Below are 16,314 nucleotides of genomic sequence, written 5' to 3'. Positions count from 1 at the left end.
TGGATTTGAGTGGATCATCCGAGCATGGGCGGCATGCCGAGCGGCCACGGGTTGTCGGGATGCCGCGCCAACGTGCGGCGCGCGAGTGGTGCCCCTTCGAGATGTTCCGGGCCGTTCGCGAGCACGCTCACGAGCGAACGTACCGCGTCGAGATGGCCGCCCAGGTCGCGATACGTGTCGTAGGTCATCGTGAACTCGATAGGCGCGACGATTGCCGGCGTGGGCACCGTGCCAAACGAGCGGTCCGGCATGCGCGTGACGTCCACCATCACCGTAATGCCGCCGCCGGGCCACACGTAAGCGGGCGCGCCGCCGCACGTCACGTTCACCAGCCGCTGCTTGATCGCACGCGTGAGTAACACCGGGTTTTCCGTTGCGCCCGCGCGCAGACTGCCGCCCGCGCCGCCAATGAACAGCACCGTGGCAAGCGACGGCTCGCAGTTTTCGCCGATACGCTCCACCGTGTGCCGCACCGCGGCGGGCATGGCCGCGATGCGCGGCGTCAGGTCCTGATCGAGCTCATACCATTGCGCATGCTCGCCGGTGGTGGACACCATCAACAGGCGCATGCCGGGGCGCGCCACGGCGGGATCGAAGCCTTCGATAATGGCAAGCGGGTCCTGAATGTCCGTGCCGCCCCAACCCGTGCCCGGATTCGCTACCTGAAAATAACGGCCTGGGGTCGACTTGCGGCCGCGAATCTTCAGACCTGAGCGCGCCATGCCGAGGCAGCGGCCCGCTTGATGTTCGGTGAGCACGCCGGTGATGTGGTCATCCACCACCACCACTTCGTCGACCTGTCCAAACCATTGCTTGGCAAAGATGCCTATCGTGGCCGAGCCGCAACCCACGCGCATGCGCTTTTCTTCGACGCCATCCACGATGGGCGCGGCGCCCGCGCGAATCACCAGACTCGCGCCGCCGTCGATACTCAACTCGACGCTCTGCTTGTTGCCGAGCGCCAGCATCATGTCGCACGTCACGCGGCCTTCTTTCTTGCTGCCGCCGGTCAGGTGATGGACGCCGCCGAGGCTCAGCATTTGGGAGCCGTATTCGGCGGTGCTCACGTGGCCGACAATCTCGCCCTGGCAGCGCACATTCGACTGCTCCGGGCCGAGAAAGCGGTCGGTATCGATCTTGACCTTGAAACTGCAGTAGCTAAAGATGCCTTCGGTGACGACGGTCACCATATCCACGTCGTCGAGTTTCGACGACACGATGAACGGCGCCGGCTTGTAGTCGGGATAGGTGGAGGAAGCGCCCACGCCGGTGACGAAGAGCGTTTCCTCATGCTGGGCGCTGGATTCCGCTGCTGGCCCTGCGGGCGCAGCGGCCGCTGCACCAAATTCGATCAATGCAGCCGGTTCTGCCGTGGCCTTCGCGAGCGATTGCGACATGAACACCACCGGGTCCACCCGGATCAGGCGGCCATTCGCATTGGCATAGCGGTCGCACGCGCCGGTGCGGCCCTCGGAAATCTGGCACAGCACCGGGCACGCATTGCATTCGATCTTGTTCGCCGCCATGCGCTCGCTGCGTGGCGCGGCCTTTTCGAGCACGGTGGGGCCCGGCGTCGAGGCGGTTTCGCCATCCACGCGGTCTGCACCGAAATCGACCTTCGTATGTTCAGTCATGGTGGGATTTCCCAACAGCAACATTACACATCGGTCCTGCCCGGTGGAAGAAATAGCCCGTATTTCAGGGCTTATTTCGTGCGACGCGCATCCTCTTCGCTTGGAAAATTGTTGCGGTCACTCACCGTTCGTGTAGTATCCGCTACACCAAACTTGATTGAAATCTACTCGATCAAAATGGACTGCGCAATGTCTTTCCCTTCCGTGTGCCATGTTGCGGCGCGCCATTCTGACGACGGTTGCCTCCCTTGGCTCCGCCGAGGCAAGCCATGAGCGCGACCGCCGTCCGCAAACCGGGCGCGACCGGTGTCCGCGCAAAGCAGGCGCAGGACACGCGCGCGAAAATTCTCAAGGCCGCCATCAAGGTGTTTGCCAAACAGGGCTATGCCAGTGGCCGCGTGGAGAGCATTTCGAAAGCGGCCCGCTCGCATGACCGCATGATCTATTACTACTTCGGCAGCAAGGAACAGTTGTTCGTCGAGGTGCTGGAAACCATCTATACCCAGTTCAACGAAGCGGAGAGCCGGCTCGATCTCGATCTGGACGACCCCGTACATGGTTTGCAGCAGATGGTGGAATTTGTTTGGCAGTACTACCTCGATCATCCCGAGTTCGTCACGCTGCTATCCAGCGAGAATCTGCATCAGGGCAAACATTCGAAGAAGTCGTCCAGGCTGCGCGAGATTTCTGGCTACGCGATCTCGGTGGTCCAGAAGGTGCTGGATGCGGGCAAAGACAAAGGGGTGTTTCGCCGCGAGGTAGCCGCGCGCGACGTCTACATCATGATTGCGTCATTAGGCTATTTCTACAACGCGAACCAGTACACGCTCAGTGCATTTCTCGGCGAGTCGCTGATGGACAAGGCCGCGCTCGCGCACTGGCGCGAGGTCATCAAGGAGACGGTGTTGCGCGCGGTGCTGGTGACGTTCTAGGCGCTGGCAGCGTCGTCTTCGCGGAACAGCTTGTCGGCGAGGTGAAAGGCCGAATTCGCTGCCGGCACGCCGCAATAGATCGCGGTTTGCAGCAGCACTTCCTTGATTTCGTCACGCGTCACGCCGTTGTTCTTCGCCGCGCGCAGATGCAATGCCAGTTCTTCGCTACGATTGAGCGACACCATCAACGCGATGGTGACCAGGCTGCGTGTGTGGCGCGGCAAACCTTCACGCGTCCAGATTTCGCCCCACGCGTAGCGCGTGATGAAGTTCTGGAATTCTTCGGTAAGTTCGGTGCGGTTCGCGAGCGAGCGCTCGACGTGCGCGTCGCCAAGCACCGCGCGTCGCACGTTCATGCCGGCTTCATAGCGTTCTTCGTCGTTCATTGCGGCTCCGTGAGAAAGTCGAGCACCGTCTTCGTGAAGAGGTCGGCCTGTTCGATGTTGGAAATGTGCGAAGCGTCCAGTTCGAGGTAGCGCGCGTTGGGAATCGCGGCTGCGAGTTCGCGGCCTTGCGCCGGGGTCGCCGCCACGTCGTGCGTGCCGCCAATCACCAGCGCCGGCACCTTGATGCCGGGCACTTCGGGACGCAGATCGGCCGCGTCGATCGCGGCGCAATTGTTCGCGTAGCCTTCCTTATCCGTATGCACGAACACATCGCGGATCACGGAGAACATCAACGGCTGACGTTCGATGAATTCGCCGGTGAACCAGCGCGGCAACACGGCCTCGGACAACGCCAGCATGCCTTCCTTGCGGGCGCGTTCTGCGCGCGGCACCCACACTTCCGGCGAGCCGATGCGCGCGGCCGTATTGCACAGCACGACGCGTTCGAGGCGGTGACCGTGACGCGCGGCGAGCGCGATGCCCGTCAGTCCACCCATTGAAATGCCGCAGAAATTCGCCTTGTCGATCTTCAGCGTGTCCATCAGACCGAGCACGTCGCCGGTCAACTGTTCGATCGTGTACGGACCTTTAGGCGCTTCCGAATGACCGTGACCGCGCGTGTCGTAACGCAGCACGCGAAACTGCTGCGAGAAAGCAGCCAGTTGTGGTGTCCACATCGACATATCGCTGCCGAGCGAGTTCGACATGATGAGCCACGGCGCGCGGCCATGCCGGTCGCCGTCGATGCGATAGTGCAACTCAATGCCGTTGACTGCGGCGTAGGGCATTCTGCTTACTCCTTTGAAGAAGCGCGGCCAGCGTGTGCGCCGTATAGTTCAAGCACGGCGTCGACATACGCGTGTGCCTGGCCGACATAGTGAGCCGGGTCGAGCAGATGCCGCAATTGCTCGTCCGAAAGATGTTGCGTGACAGCAGAGTCCGAGGCAAGCACCGCGTAAAGCGTCTGGCCTGAGGCAATGGCGGCTTTCGACGCGCGTTCGACCAGATGATGCGCTTCGAGCCGGCCGATGCTGTCGCCGAGCGCCAGCATCACCGCTTCGCCGAGAATCAGACCGTGCGTGACGTCGAGATTGGCGGCGAGGCGCGCGGTGTTGACATCAATACCGCTGACGATCTGTTCGATATGCGCGAGTGCACCACCCGCCAGCCTCGCCAGATCCGGCAGCGCATCCCACTCGGCCTGCCAGCCGCCGAGCGCGCGTTCGTGCTCCTGCACCATGCCTGCCAGCACTGTGGCGACGAGACCGGGCGCCCGCGTGGCCGCGGTCAGCACCGCCGCGCAGCCGACCGGGTTGCGCTTGTGCGGCATGGTCGACGAACCGCCCTTGCCCGCCGCAGCGGGTTCGGCCAGTTCGCCGATTTCGGTCTGCATCTGCAGGGAGATATCACGCGCGATCTTGCCGAGCGTGCCGATCAGCATGCCGAACAGCGCCGCGCTTTCCGCCACGCGATCGCGCTGCGTATGCCACGGCAGAGCGGGCACGCTCAGATCGAGCTGCCGGCCCAGTTCGGCTGTCACGGCGGGCGCTGCATCGCGCAGACTCGCCAGCGTACCGGCCGCGCCGCCAAATTGCAGTACCAGCGCGCATTCGCGCAAAGCGGCGAGCCGCTCGTGATGCCGCAGCAAGGCGTCGAGCCACTGCGCGAATTTCAGACCGAGGGTGATGGGCAACGCCTGCTGCAACCACGTGCGCCCAATCATGGGCGTGGCGCGATGACTGCGGGCCAGTGCGGCAAGCGCCGCGCAGGTGGCTTGCAACTGCTGGTCGAGCAGATCGAAGGTGTCGCGCAGTTGCAGGACCGTGGCGGTGTCGATGATGTCCTGGCTCGTCGCGCCCCAATGCACGTATTTCGATGCCTCGGCGTCCGCCGCCTTGACGCGCGCCGTGAGTTGCTTGACGAGCGGAATGGCCAGATTGCCGCCGAGCGCCGCGTCGCGCACCAGCGCGTCGGCGTCCAGTTGATCGGCATGGCAGGCGGCTTCGATCGCGGCCACCGCGCTGCGCGGAATCACCTGATGCGCCGCCGCAGCGCGCGCTAGCGCCGCTTCGACATCGAGCATGCGCTGGAGCGTCGCGCGTGGCGACCAGATGTCGTTCATGGCTTGCGTGCCACAGAGCAGACCGGTCAGACGGGCGCTGGCTTCGAGCATGATGGAATGGAATTGCGGGAGAAGAAGCTATGGTCGGCGCACGCGGCGCCGAACGCAAGCACAGCACGCGGCGGCGCGGGACGAACCTGTCCCGGCACGCCGCGTCAGAAGGTCAACGACTCGCCGCGCTCAGGCGGCGCGCGCGGCCTCGGTGCCGTCGATGAGCGGCACGCCCGTCAGCTTGCTCAGTTCGTCGAAGCCGATATCGGAGAAGATTTCACGCACCACGAGGCCGTCCGGGGTGACGTCGAGCATGGCCAGATCCGTATAGATGCGGCTGACGCAGTTCACGCCCGTGACCGGGTACGTGCATTCCGCCGCAATCTTGCTTTCGCCCTGCTTGGTGAGGTGCTCCATCATCACATACACCTGTTTCGCGCCGATGGCCAGATCCATTGCGCCGCCTACGGCCGGAATGGCGTCGGGCGCGCCTGTGTGCCAGTTGGCGAGATCGCCCTTGGTGGACACCTGAAAGGCGCCGAGCACGCAGAAATCCAGATGGCCGCCGCGCATCATCGCGAACGAGTCGGCGTGGTGGAAGTACGCGCCACCCGTGAGCAGCGTGACGTGCTGCTTGCCGGCGTTGATCAGTTCGTCGTCTTCCTCGCCGGGTGCCGGTGCCGGGCCCATGCCGAGCAGGCCGTTTTCGCTGTGCAGGAAGATTTCCTTGTCGGCGCCGAGGTGGTTCGCCACCAGCGTCGGCACGCCGATGCCGAGGTTCACATACGCGCCTTCAGGGATGTCCTGGGCAACGCGCCTCGCCATTTCATCGCGGGTCAGTTTTTTCATCTCAGGTTCTCCTCAGGCAGCAGCGGTGGATGCAAGTTCGGCTTCGTGCGTGGCTTGCGGCACTTCGATGACACGTTGCACGAAGATGCCCGGCGTGACGATCTCTTCAGGATCGAGCTCGCCCAGCGGCACCACTTTCGACACCTGCACGATGGCGGTTTTCGCCGCGCTCGCCATGATGGGGCCGAAATTGCGCGCCGTCTTGCGATACACCAGATTGCCCCAGCGGTCGCCCTTGAGCGCCTTCACGAGGGCGAAGTCCGCATGCAGCGGCGACTCCAGCACGTATTGCCGACCGTCGATCAAACGGGTTTCCTTGCCTTCGGCCAGCTTGGTGCCGAAACCGGTTGGCGTGAAAAAGCCGCCAATGCCTGCGCCCGCCGCACGGATGCGCTCGGCCAGATTGCCCTGCGGCACGAGTTCGAGCTCGATTTCACCGGCGCGATACAGCGCGTCGAAAACATACGAATCGCTCTGGCGCGGGAACGAGCAGATGATCTTGCGCACGCGCTTCGCTTTCAGCAGCGCGGCGAGGCCTATGTCGCCGTTGCCGGCGTTGTTGTTGACGATGGTGAGGTCGCGCGCGCCCTGTTCGATGAGTGCGTCGATCAGCTCGGACGGCATGCCTGCCGTGCCGAAGCCGCCGATCATCACGGTGGCGCCGTCCTGCACATCGGCCACGGCCGACTGAAGTGATTCGAAAATCTTGTTGATCATGTCGATTCCTTTGGGACGTTTCGCACCGTGCCGCTTGGGCCGAACGGCCATTCCATGGAAATGGCCGCCTGGTAGGCAAGACACGGGACGGTCTCCACGTCCGGGTCATGGCGCGCAAACCCGGACAGGTCACACGCAATTTGTTCTCTATACGAACAGTGATTCGTTTAGCGAACGCATTGGCGCATTATGAAAGCCCCCCCTTTGGCTTGTCAAGGCAGGGCTATCCATGATCCGCTTTTGCGTGAACTCCGCAATCCCACACGTCCGGTAAAGGCCCCGACTACGCGAGCGGAAGATTCACAATTTTTATCTTGTTTGGGATATATATGATGGATGAGTGCATTCCGATGCGCCGCCTCAGTGCCCAGCGGCCTATATCTTCTGGCTAGCTATCTTCTGGTAATACCTCACGGCTACACTGAGCGTTCATTCTGCAAATCAGTCAAACGTCAATCTAAATTAGGATGCCAAACTTTTCCGATGTCACTGACCAGCAAGTGCAGCGCAAGGTTGAAGCGACGCTCGCGCGTGCCGACGCCGATTTAGCGGCGCGGCGTACCGCCGAGGCGATGAGCGGCTATCGGCAAGTGCTCGATGTGCTGCCGCGGCACGTGCACGCATTGCATTTCATGGGCCTTGCCTGTGTGCATGCCAACGACATCGACGGTGCGCGCACTTATGTGGATCAGGCTTTGCAGGCGGCGCCGGAGCGCGCCGATCTCTGGGAACACGCGGGACTGCTGGCGGCATTGCAACGTGATTTGCCGCGCGCTCACACGTGTTATCTCCATGCGCTCGGCATAACGGGCAGCACGGCGTCGCTGCACCGGAACCTGGCGGACAGTCTTCGCCTTGCGGGCAAACTCGAAGCCGCCCTGTTTCACTACAGCCGTGCTCTCGATATCGAGCCTGGGCTGCACCATGCGCTACGCGCTGCGGCGCAAATCAGCGGCGAGATGGAGTACGTCGACCATGCAGCCGGTTACTGGCTGCGCGCGTGGGCGCTGAACGGATCCTTCCTTCAGGATGGACTCGACCTGATCGTTGCGTTGAAGAAGGCTCGCCGCACCGACGAACTCGCTGCGGTCATCACGGAGATCCGCACGCGCTTTAGTGACAATGCCGAGGCGCTCAAGTCGCTGTGCTATGTGTTGAATACTCACGATCTCGTCGACGACGCGCTCAGCGTCGCAAGGCAGGGACTCGCCATCGCGCCACATCACGCGCTGCTGCATCACAACGCGGCGCGCGCGCTCAGCATTCAGGGCAGAGTCGCCGAGAGCCGGCCGCATAGCGCGGAAGCCGCGCGCCTGCTGCCGGACAACCCGTATTTGCAGTTCCACCTCGCGGGTGTGCAGCTCGGGCTCGGCGAGTTTGCCGAGGGGTGGAAGCGGTATCCGTGGTTTTACGCGATACCCGGCAATGAGCGGCAGCTTGTGCGCCCGCCGTTTCCGCCCTGGCGCGGCGAGCCAGTGGCCGGCTGCCAGTTTCTCATGGTCGGTGAGCAGGGACGCGGCGATGAAATCCAGTTCATCCGTTTCGCTGAATGGCTGCATCAGCAAGGCGCGAGCGTGGATGTACTGGTGAGCGAGCCCGTTGCGCGACTGGCAGCGAGCATGCGGTGTGTGCGTAACGTCTACACGCGTATTCCGCCCGGCCCCTATGACTACTGGAGCCATATGCTGAGGATGCCGGAATATATGAGGCTGGACCTGGCGGCGTTGCCGCTGGCGACGGCCTACCTCGCGCCCGATGCCGGACAGGTGCGTCGTTGGGGTGCGTATCTCGGCGCCATGCCGGATACACCAGCGGCGACTCCGTCAAACTCGACCAAACGGCGCGTCGGCGTTGTGTGGGCCGGTAGCCCACATCACGTGATGGACCGTTTCAGGTCTATTGCGCTCGACACGCTGAAGCCGCTCTTCGCGTTACCTGACTTGATCTGGTACTCGCTGCAAAAGGGCGAGCGCGAGCACGAAAGCGAAGCACTCTCTGCCGTTTTCAGTATCCATACGGTGGGCCCCGCGATCAGCGACTTCACCGATACGTTGGCAATCCTCGCCACGCTCGATCTGTTGATCACCGTGGATACTTCCGTTGCACATCTTGCCGGCGCGGCAAACCTCCCGGTATGGACGCTCATTCCTGCATGCGCCGATTGGCGGTGGCTCACTGAGCGGACGGACAGCCCGTGGTATCCATCCATGCGCCTCTTCCGTCAACGCGAGTTAGGAAACTGGCAACCCGTGATAGGACAGATTCGCTCCGAGTTGCAGCGTCTGTTCTGTTAGCACCTTTGACTCCTGATGTGGTCGGTGTGAATCCGTCAAACGTCCCTTTCAGAGTGATCCGATGTACACCTGCGCGGACCACAAGCGATGATTTTAGACTGCCTCGGCCAGTGCCGAAGCACATGGCCGGTGGTTTCGTGGCCGGTCGTTTTCATCTACATCAGGGGAAATGGGAATGTCGGACGAACAGGAGCGCAGAGGCACGAAGTTTGAATTCGCAACGCTCGGCGCTCGCACTGAGCGCGGTGGATGCGTTACGACCTTCATCCCTGTGAATGAGTACGGCGCGACACTGCCCCGTCCGTAAGGAGCCTTGAACATGCCAGGCATCTTTTACGCGGTGGTCGAAGATGATCCGCTCACCAGCGGCGGAAGGGTCTATGCAGACGGAACGGCTGGAACCATTGAAGGTCCAGACGGGAGACACCGGCGCATGGCCTTCATTGGCGACACGGCCTACTGCGAAGCCTGTAAATCGATAGGCACGATTGTCCGGGCCGCGCCAACCTCGAAGCGATTGATTGACATGACACGCGGCGGAAGGCTCCAGGCGGTCAATGGCGATAGCGTGCTCTGCAAGTGCCCCAATCCGCCAACGGTCGTAGCGCTGCACGGTCGCAAGTGGATGATCATAGACGCTGGCGATCCGCGCGGCGCCGCACCGGCACGGCCCGTTCAAAACGCAACTTACGACGAGCAATACACGTTGACAGGCTTCGAAGGGCGTCCGCTTCGTGGCGTGCGTTATCGCGTGCTTGCTGGCTCGATCATCGTGGCAACCGGTGTCACCGATGCGCACGGTCGCACTAGCCGCATCTCGACTGACAACAGCCAAAGGCTAAGGCTCGAGGTCGCGCATTGAGCGGGAGCGTGAAGGTTTGATCGGCTGGTAGCGGATGGGGACCGCACAACCACTAGCGATGACGCGATTGGTAGGGGGCGGCTAATGCGACGGTCAAGGAAGAATGTAAGCGCGCAACGAAAGCCGCGTGGCGTGCGGAAAGTCACCTCGAGTGAGTACGCCTCAAACGTATCCAAACACGCCGCTCAGTATGACGAAAAATTTACCCTGCACGATAGCGAGGCGAGACCGCTCGTCGATGCGCGGTACAAAATCGTTGTCGATGGAAAACGGGGGATCACGGGATCCGCAAGCGCGCATGGGCAAAGCGAACACATTAGAACGGATGCAGCAACGAAACTAGTTTTTCAAGTGGAGCAATAGCATGTCGGATACTACAGAATGGGTAACGGTTCATGACACTGCGGTCACAAACACGAATCCAGACTCTAACGTCAACGTTACTTTAAACACCGAACCAATATGCAGAAACATGACTAATCGTGAATTCAAGCGATTGATCATGAAGGTTCGGGACGCTGCCGTTGTATTGGTCAAAGAACGTCTTGCAGCAGTGATGAAATGGGACGCTCACGAGAGGACACGGGCAACCTATTTCTTCGGGCGAGCTGATGAAGAGATCAGAAGCATTCTCGCAACGGGATTGCCTAAGTTAATGTCGGCGCTTCAAGAGCTGGTGCCGGAAAAGATCGTGCGTTGGGACGATGCTTTGAACAGAAACCTCACCTGCTCGATGGTTCCAGAAAGCGGCATGAATCGAGCCAGCGTATGCAAGCCGGATTCGGCGAAACGTATCATTGCAATATACAGTTCGTTCTGCACGGACCCCGATGGCAACCTCTGGCAAGGTGCGAAGATAAAGACCTTGATTCATGAGTGCACGCACTTTACCGACACATTCGATTCGGACGATCTAATGTACGGCAACGGTGAAAGCGGGATGCATGCATTTGCATTGGGAAATCCAGACAAGGCGATAAGAAACGCTGACAGCATCACCGGGTATATCGCAACCTTCGATAGAACGGTCGAGATATGAGAATTCGAGCCCTTTGGAGAGTGTTGTTTGCGGTTGGAACCGTAGTGTCTCTTCTGCCTGCCGTAGCCCACGCATGCACCATCAATGAATCTATGGAGACGCGACTACCCTTCAATTCCGTTGACCTTTCAAATCGGGATCGCCTGGCAATCGCAGACATTGTTATCAAAGCCCGCAGGTGGCCCGATGTTGATATTCGGGCTGACGTATTCGCGGGCGCCTATGTCGGAGAGAGGGATGGAGAAAGATTGAAGGCTGAGCGCGGCGCGCTCGTTACAACTTACCTGATCCAGCTAGGCATCAGGCCAACAAATATCCTGATTGAACCCAAGACGCTAACCGATGAGATGGTGAGGAAGAGGGACGGCACCCTCGATTTGCATCAGGTGGTGATTGAACTCTTTCCTCTGTGTGATGGCAGTTGTGCGCGACTCTGTAACGACCCGCGCGTGATACCAAAAAGCAAGGTGATCGAATAACCTACTCGACTGATACGTTCCGGAGACGATGGTCACGAGAAAGAACATATTCCGGTGGATTCCGGTTGCTCGCTGCGTCTGCGCGTTTGTCGCCTGCCCGGGAGACCCGCCCGTACGAGCCCCCCTCCGCGCTTCCCCCAATATCCCCCAGCGTAATGACCACGCTACCCTCTATCCACCCAGAGGATAGTACCCACGCGGGCTGGCATGTCCGAACTCGACCTCAATCTGATCCCCTACCTCGTTGCGCTGGAGGAAGCCCGCAACGTGAGCCGCGCCGCGCAACGGCTCGGCGTGAGCCAGCCGCGCGTAAGCACGGCGCTGGGTCGGCTGCGCGAGTATTTCGACGACCCGCTGTTCGTGCGCACCGCGCGCGGCATGGAGCCCACACCCCGCGCGCTGGCGCTGATCCCCGCCGCGCGCGAGGCGCTCATGCGCATCGAGCACGGCATGCTCGACGCGCAGGCGTTCGACCCGGCCAACACCACGCATACGTTTTCAGTCGCGCTATCCGATGTCGGCGAACTGCTTTTCCTGCCGCGTCTGCTGCAATGCTTCGCACAACGCGCACCGTACGCAAACCTGCGTTCGGTCTCGCTGCCGCCCGCGCAGATCGAACGCGGTCTCGAAGCGGGTGAAGTGGATCTGGCCGTCGGCTATTTTCCCGCCCTCGCGGGCAATAACTTCTTCCAGCAGCGGCTCTTCACGCATCGCTTCATCTGCCTGATGCGCAGCGATCATCCGCTGGCGCACGAGCCGCTCACGCTCGCGCAGTTCATCGCCTGCGGTCACGCGGTCGTGCGCGCCGAGGGTCGCAGCCAGGAAGTGCTCGAGCAATTTCTCGAGAAAAAGCGCGTGCGGCGCCGTGCCGTGCTGGAAACTTCGCACTATATGAGCTTGCCGTTCATCCTCGCGCGTACGGATCTGATTGCCACGGTGCCGTACGCGGTCGGCTTCGCTTACGTGTCCGAGCACCCGTCCATCAGGCTCGTCGAGCCGCCGCTCGAATTGCCGCGCTTCGATCTGCGACAGCACTGGCATCGCAAGTCCCATAACGATCCGCGTGCGAGCTGGCTGCGCAGTGTCATCGCGGAGCTGTTCAACGACGCCACGGAGGAGCGGACCCGATAACCGGCGTCACGTCGCAGCCACCTCGCGCATGAAGAGGGGCTGTCACGCTAACGAAGAAACAGGAAACGGATGGGCCAGCACGCGCAGTCGTGAAGCAGCGGCCATGCAGGCCGTAAGGTTTGCGCGCACACGCCGCATCGCAAAACATGGAACAATGGCCGCTTGCCGTCGGGGCCGTCGTCCACCCGCATCCACAGGATCACAGGAGTAGAAGATGATCAGCAAGGCCAAGAAGACCAAACAAAACGATGCCGCGTCACGTTCTGCCGCTCCTGCCATCCAGCGTCCCTCTCGCGAAGAAGCCGAGGACGCCGTGCGCGTACTGCTGCGCTGGGCCGGGGACGATCCCACGCGCGAGGGCCTGCTCGATACGCCCGCGCGTGTGGTGCGCTCGTACGAGGAGTTCTTCGCCGGTTATGCGGTGGACCCGCGCGAGATTCTTGCCCGCACCTTCTCCGAGGTGGACGGCTACGACGAGATGATCGTGCTGAAGGACATCCGCTTCGAGAGCTATTGCGAGCATCACATGGTGCCGATCATCGGACGCGCACACGTCGCGTATCTGCCGAAACATCGCGTAGTGGGAATTTCGAAGCTGGCGCGGCTCGTCGATGCGTTCGCCAAGCGTCTGCAGATCCAGGAAAAGATGACGGTGCAGATTGCCGACACGCTCAACGAGGTGCTGCAACCGGAAGGCGTCGGTGTGATTCTGGAGGCCGCGCATCAGTGCATGTCGACGCGCGGCGTGCACAAGGCCGGCGTGTCGATGGTCACGTCGCGCATGCTCGGCACCTTCCGCACCGACCCCTCCACGCGCCGCGAATTTTTATCCATCGTCGGCAATCCGGGCGTGGTGGCGGTCTCCAACGTCTAGAACACGACACGCGGCATCAACCGGAACCGGCCCGCAGATACCTCAGCGCCGGTTCTCGTCATGGCGCTCGCCCTCGCGGATCTTGCCCTGCGAGACGCTACTGCCCGGCGGCACGCTATGCGTGAGCCACACATTGCCGCCAATCACCGAACCTCGCCCAATTGTCACGCGGCCCAGAATGGTCGCGCCTGCGTAGATCACCACGTCGTCCTCGACGATCGGATGGCGCGCATTACCCTTGATGAGCGTGCCGTCGCCGTCTGCCGCGAAGCTTTTCGCGCCGAGCGTCACGGCCTGATACACGCGCACGCGCTCGCCGATGATCGCTGTCTCGCCAATCACCACACCCGTGCCGTGGTCAATGAAAAAGCTGGGACCGATCTGCGCGCCGGGGTGAATGTCGATGCCGGTTGCCGAATGCGCGATCTCGTTGACGAAGCGCGCCAGCAGCGGCATGCCCAGGCGGTGCAAGGCGTGCGCTAGACGGTGGTGCGTCATCGCCAGCACGCCTGGATAGCACAGCAGCACTTCGGTAATGTGCTGCGCGGCCGGGTCGCCCGTGAAGGCCGCCTGGATGTCGCTCACCAGCAGCGCGCGGATGGCCGGCAACTGCGTGCCGAAGGCGCGCGCCATATCGAACGCGAGCGTGCTCAGCTCGGCGCTGGACGTCTCGGCATGCTCCGGCAGAAACCGCAACGCGCGGCGCATCTGCTCGGCCAGCAGCCGCAAGGTGCTTTCGAGCGTGTAGCCGACGTAATAATCGACGGTTTCATCGGTCAGATCGGGCGCGCCGTAGTGGGTCGGAAACAGCGCGGCGCGCAGTCCGGCGACGATGTTCACCACCGCTTCGCGCGACGGCAGTTCGCGGATGCCGAGCGGATGGCGCGTGCGATGCAGTTGTTCGCGCGACGCGCGCAGGTCCGCGACGATCTCGTCGAGGCCCCAGTTCTGGGAAGGTGCGTTTGACATGGTGAGGGACGGCAGCCGCAGCGAGCACGGTCTTGAAGTGAATTGTCCCCAGAGATTACCGCGTTTTTCCGCCGCTCGTGCGACGCGGCCTACCTTGCAGCAGACGTCGCGGCCCAGCTTGGCCGATATCGGCTAGACGCCGCGGTGCTGGCCGACGCTATGACGACGATCAGGCTGCACGACAAGAGGCAGTGCGCGCAATGCGACATTACCCACGCTAAATAGTCACGCTGCTCGCGTCGATCCAGCGCACGGCCCAATCGCGCGCATGGGCGATCGCCGCGGCTTCGTCGGCAAAGCGGAAGTCTCGTGGGAAAAAGCGGTTGGCCACCAGCTCGCCGTCACTCGATCGGGAGATCACCACGTAAGGTTGCCATGTTCCGTCGCCCGCGCGCGCCGGCGCGCAGTTCAGCAAGTAGCCGCGATGTGTGAATGCCGCATCAAAGTGCATGAGTCACCCGCCCTGACTGCCTCGTTTGATGGTCTAGCAGCGCGTTGCCTTATATGAACTTGTGTGGCCCGGCATAGCCGTGTCCCCTCTCGAAGTGAGCGCTCATCACGCCTGCTCCGGTCCGATGCAAGATGGTTGCTGGCCTTGCTGGCGACAGCCCGGCAAAGACTGTCAATTTAACCGCGCGTACTCGTCGGAGTAAGATCATACTCTGTAGAAAATACGCGTCGATTAAAAAAATCAAAAAGATTAAATTTGCGTGCGCGCGTGAGCCAGACGCGAACACCGGCCTCAACCCCGTTTCACCTTGCTCGACTGCGGAACAAGTTTTGCTGCTATTTCAACCATGTCGTCTTCCAAGGAGAAAGCATGATGAACAGCAATGACACCACCAAGCCCGGCGCGGGCGGCCCCAGTAGCGCCGAACTGCACAACGACCGCACCCACGACAGCACCGTGGATACCGACGGCAAGAACCTCGAAGCGGCGCGCATCGCGGGCCACAGCCCGATCGGTCCGGACGAAGTCACCAACACCAACGCAACCCTCGTCAACAGCGTGCCGGAAGCGGGCGACGGGCTGGGCGGCTTCGACAGCCGCGTCGGTGGGAATCATGTGCTGCTGGCGCTGGACCCCGGCTACACGCTGATCGACAAGGGCATGGTGGGACCGCAGTCGGCTTACGACGAAGATCGCGCGTTCGAGGACGAACAGCGTTCGTTCGCGAGCCGCCAGGATCGCGGCCGCATCCACTATGCGCTCAACCATATGCGTCCGACGCGTGTCATCGAACTGCAGCGTCGCAAGTAGCAGCGCATTTTCACACGCTTCCCGTGCTAGCCCATCACTCGCAGCGCGCCCTTCGCGGCGCGCGCCCCGCGGAGGACTGTAGATGAACAAGATCGTCGTGATCGGCGCGACGGGCACGCTCGGCCAGGCCGTCACCGCCGAATTGAAGGCGCGCCATGAAGTGATCGAAGTGGGTGCGACGCGCGGTCAGTATCAGGTAGACAGCACGGACCCGGCGAGCCTCGAGAAACTGTTCCGCCAGATCGGCAAGGTGGATGGCATCGTCACGACTGTCGGCAAGGTGCATTTCGGACCGCTGCCGGAGATGACGGTGGAGCAGTTCTGGCTCGGATTGCGCGACAAGCTGATGGGACAGATCAATGCGGTGCTGCTGGGTCAGCATTACGTGAACGACGGCGGCTCTTTCACGCTGACGAGCGGCATTCTCTCGGAAGAGCCGATACGCCTCGGTGCTAGCGCAACCACCGTCAATCTGGCCCTGGAGGGTTTCGTGCGCGGGGCGGCCATCGAATTGCCGCGTGGCATCCGCATCAACGTGGTGAGTCCGACGGTGCTCACGGAATCGCTCGAAGGGTACGCGCCGTTCTTCCGCGGCTTCGAGCCGGTCACGGCGCAGCGCGCCGCGCTCGCCTATCTGCGCAGCGTGGAAGGTGCGCAAACCGGACGCGTGTATCGCGTCGGCGAATGAACATCAACGAATGAGCACCAGCGACCAGAAGGTGTGAGCAGGAAACACGGTCGCGCGATGCGGACCCTGCCGCATCGCGCTCCGCT

Annotated in this window: 17 protein-coding genes; 9 read left to right on the top strand and 8 right to left on the bottom strand. The window is 61.9% G+C overall.

The window, feature by feature from the left end:
- Positions 1 to 14 precede the first annotated feature (14 nt).
- On the bottom strand, positions 15 to 1,634 hold the full coding sequence (locus D0B32_RS03495) for a 6-hydroxynicotinate reductase (protein ID WP_117333437.1): 1,620 nt from the start codon (positions 1,632 to 1,634) through the stop codon (positions 15 to 17).
- 269 nt (positions 1,635 to 1,903) lie between these two features.
- On the opposite strand from D0B32_RS03495, the gene D0B32_RS03490 reads away from it, so the two are divergent.
- Positions 1,904 to 2,566: a TetR family transcriptional regulator gene (locus D0B32_RS03490; protein ID WP_117332275.1), complete on the top strand. Its 663-nt coding sequence runs from the start codon at positions 1,904 to 1,906 to the stop codon at positions 2,564 to 2,566.
- On the opposite strand, the gene pcaC is transcribed toward D0B32_RS03490, so the two are convergent.
- From pcaC to D0B32_RS03465, 5 genes are all read right to left on the bottom strand, one after another.
- Positions 2,563 to 2,952: a 4-carboxymuconolactone decarboxylase gene (gene pcaC, locus D0B32_RS03485; protein ID WP_117332274.1), complete on the bottom strand. Its 390-nt coding sequence runs from the start codon at positions 2,950 to 2,952 to the stop codon at positions 2,563 to 2,565. The genes D0B32_RS03490 and pcaC overlap by 4 nt on opposite strands.
- Positions 2,949 to 3,740, bottom strand: coding sequence for a 3-oxoadipate enol-lactonase (pcaD, locus tag D0B32_RS03480; RefSeq protein WP_117332273.1), 792 nt, complete (start codon positions 3,738 to 3,740; stop codon positions 2,949 to 2,951). The genes pcaC and pcaD overlap by 4 nt, the downstream gene beginning before the upstream one ends.
- Positions 3,741 to 3,745: 5 nt before the next feature.
- The gene (locus D0B32_RS03475; RefSeq protein WP_117332272.1) at positions 3,746 to 5,125 is read right to left on the bottom strand and encodes a 3-carboxy-cis,cis-muconate cycloisomerase; all 1,380 of its coding nucleotides are present in this window, start codon (positions 5,123 to 5,125) and stop codon (positions 3,746 to 3,748) included.
- Positions 5,126 to 5,254: 129 nt separating this feature from the next.
- A complete protein-coding gene (locus D0B32_RS03470) occupies positions 5,255 to 5,914 on the bottom strand; it encodes a 3-oxoacid CoA-transferase subunit B (RefSeq protein ID WP_117332271.1) in 660 nt (219 codons plus the stop codon).
- A gap of 12 nt (positions 5,915 to 5,926) precedes the next feature.
- Positions 5,927 to 6,631 (bottom strand): 3-oxoacid CoA-transferase subunit A, encoded by a 705-nt coding sequence (locus tag D0B32_RS03465; RefSeq protein ID WP_117332270.1) that lies wholly within the window; start codon positions 6,629 to 6,631, stop codon positions 5,927 to 5,929.
- A gap of 467 nt (positions 6,632 to 7,098) precedes the next feature.
- Between D0B32_RS03465 and D0B32_RS03460 the strand changes: the two genes are divergently transcribed.
- From D0B32_RS03460 to folE, 6 genes are all read left to right on the top strand, one after another.
- On the top strand, positions 7,099 to 8,925 hold the full coding sequence (locus D0B32_RS03460; RefSeq protein WP_117332269.1) for a tetratricopeptide repeat-containing glycosyltransferase family protein: 1,827 nt from the start codon (positions 7,099 to 7,101) through the stop codon (positions 8,923 to 8,925).
- A 319-nt stretch (positions 8,926 to 9,244) separates the two neighbouring features.
- Positions 9,245 to 9,787: a PAAR domain-containing protein gene (locus D0B32_RS03455; protein ID WP_117332268.1), complete on the top strand. Its 543-nt coding sequence runs from the start codon at positions 9,245 to 9,247 to the stop codon at positions 9,785 to 9,787.
- A gap of 364 nt (positions 9,788 to 10,151) precedes the next feature.
- Positions 10,152 to 10,826: a M35 family metallo-endopeptidase gene (locus D0B32_RS03445; RefSeq protein ID WP_117332266.1), complete on the top strand. Its 675-nt coding sequence runs from the start codon at positions 10,152 to 10,154 to the stop codon at positions 10,824 to 10,826.
- 44 nt (positions 10,827 to 10,870) lie between these two features.
- Complete coding sequence (locus tag D0B32_RS03440) at positions 10,871 to 11,305, top strand: hypothetical protein (RefSeq protein ID WP_259294865.1); 435 nt, start codon at positions 10,871 to 10,873, stop codon at positions 11,303 to 11,305.
- A 207-nt stretch (positions 11,306 to 11,512) separates the two neighbouring features.
- On the top strand, positions 11,513 to 12,436 hold the full coding sequence (locus tag D0B32_RS03435) for a LysR family transcriptional regulator (protein WP_117332264.1): 924 nt from the start codon (positions 11,513 to 11,515) through the stop codon (positions 12,434 to 12,436).
- 214 nt (positions 12,437 to 12,650) lie between these two features.
- Positions 12,651 to 13,310 (top strand): GTP cyclohydrolase I FolE, encoded by a 660-nt coding sequence (gene folE / locus D0B32_RS03430; RefSeq protein ID WP_117332263.1) that lies wholly within the window; start codon positions 12,651 to 12,653, stop codon positions 13,308 to 13,310.
- Positions 13,311 to 13,352: 42 nt separating this feature from the next.
- Here the strand turns inward: folE and epsC are convergent, their stop codons facing one another.
- Both epsC and D0B32_RS03415 read right to left on the bottom strand, forming a co-directional pair.
- Entirely contained in the window at positions 13,353 to 14,279 is a 927-nt protein-coding gene (epsC, locus tag D0B32_RS03425; protein WP_117332262.1) for a serine O-acetyltransferase EpsC, read from the bottom strand.
- Between the two features lie 217 nt (positions 14,280 to 14,496).
- Positions 14,497 to 14,730: a hypothetical protein gene (locus D0B32_RS03415; RefSeq protein ID WP_117332260.1), complete on the bottom strand. Its 234-nt coding sequence runs from the start codon at positions 14,728 to 14,730 to the stop codon at positions 14,497 to 14,499.
- A 369-nt stretch (positions 14,731 to 15,099) separates the two neighbouring features.
- Here D0B32_RS03415 and D0B32_RS03410 point away from each other — a divergent pair, with 369 nt between their 5' ends.
- On the top strand, positions 15,100 to 15,540 hold the full coding sequence (locus tag D0B32_RS03410; RefSeq protein WP_117332259.1) for a DUF3005 domain-containing protein: 441 nt from the start codon (positions 15,100 to 15,102) through the stop codon (positions 15,538 to 15,540).
- 82 nt (positions 15,541 to 15,622) lie between these two features.
- On the top strand, positions 15,623 to 16,228 hold the full coding sequence (locus D0B32_RS03405) for a short chain dehydrogenase (RefSeq protein ID WP_117332258.1): 606 nt from the start codon (positions 15,623 to 15,625) through the stop codon (positions 16,226 to 16,228).
- The last annotated feature ends 86 nt before the right edge of the window (positions 16,229 to 16,314 follow it).

Source organism: Paraburkholderia sp. DHOC27 (assembly GCF_003429005.1).
Taxonomy (GTDB): domain Bacteria; phylum Pseudomonadota; class Gammaproteobacteria; order Burkholderiales; family Burkholderiaceae; genus Paraburkholderia.
Note: the sequence above shows the minus strand (reverse complement) of the source record. Positions and strands in the feature narration are given on the sequence as shown.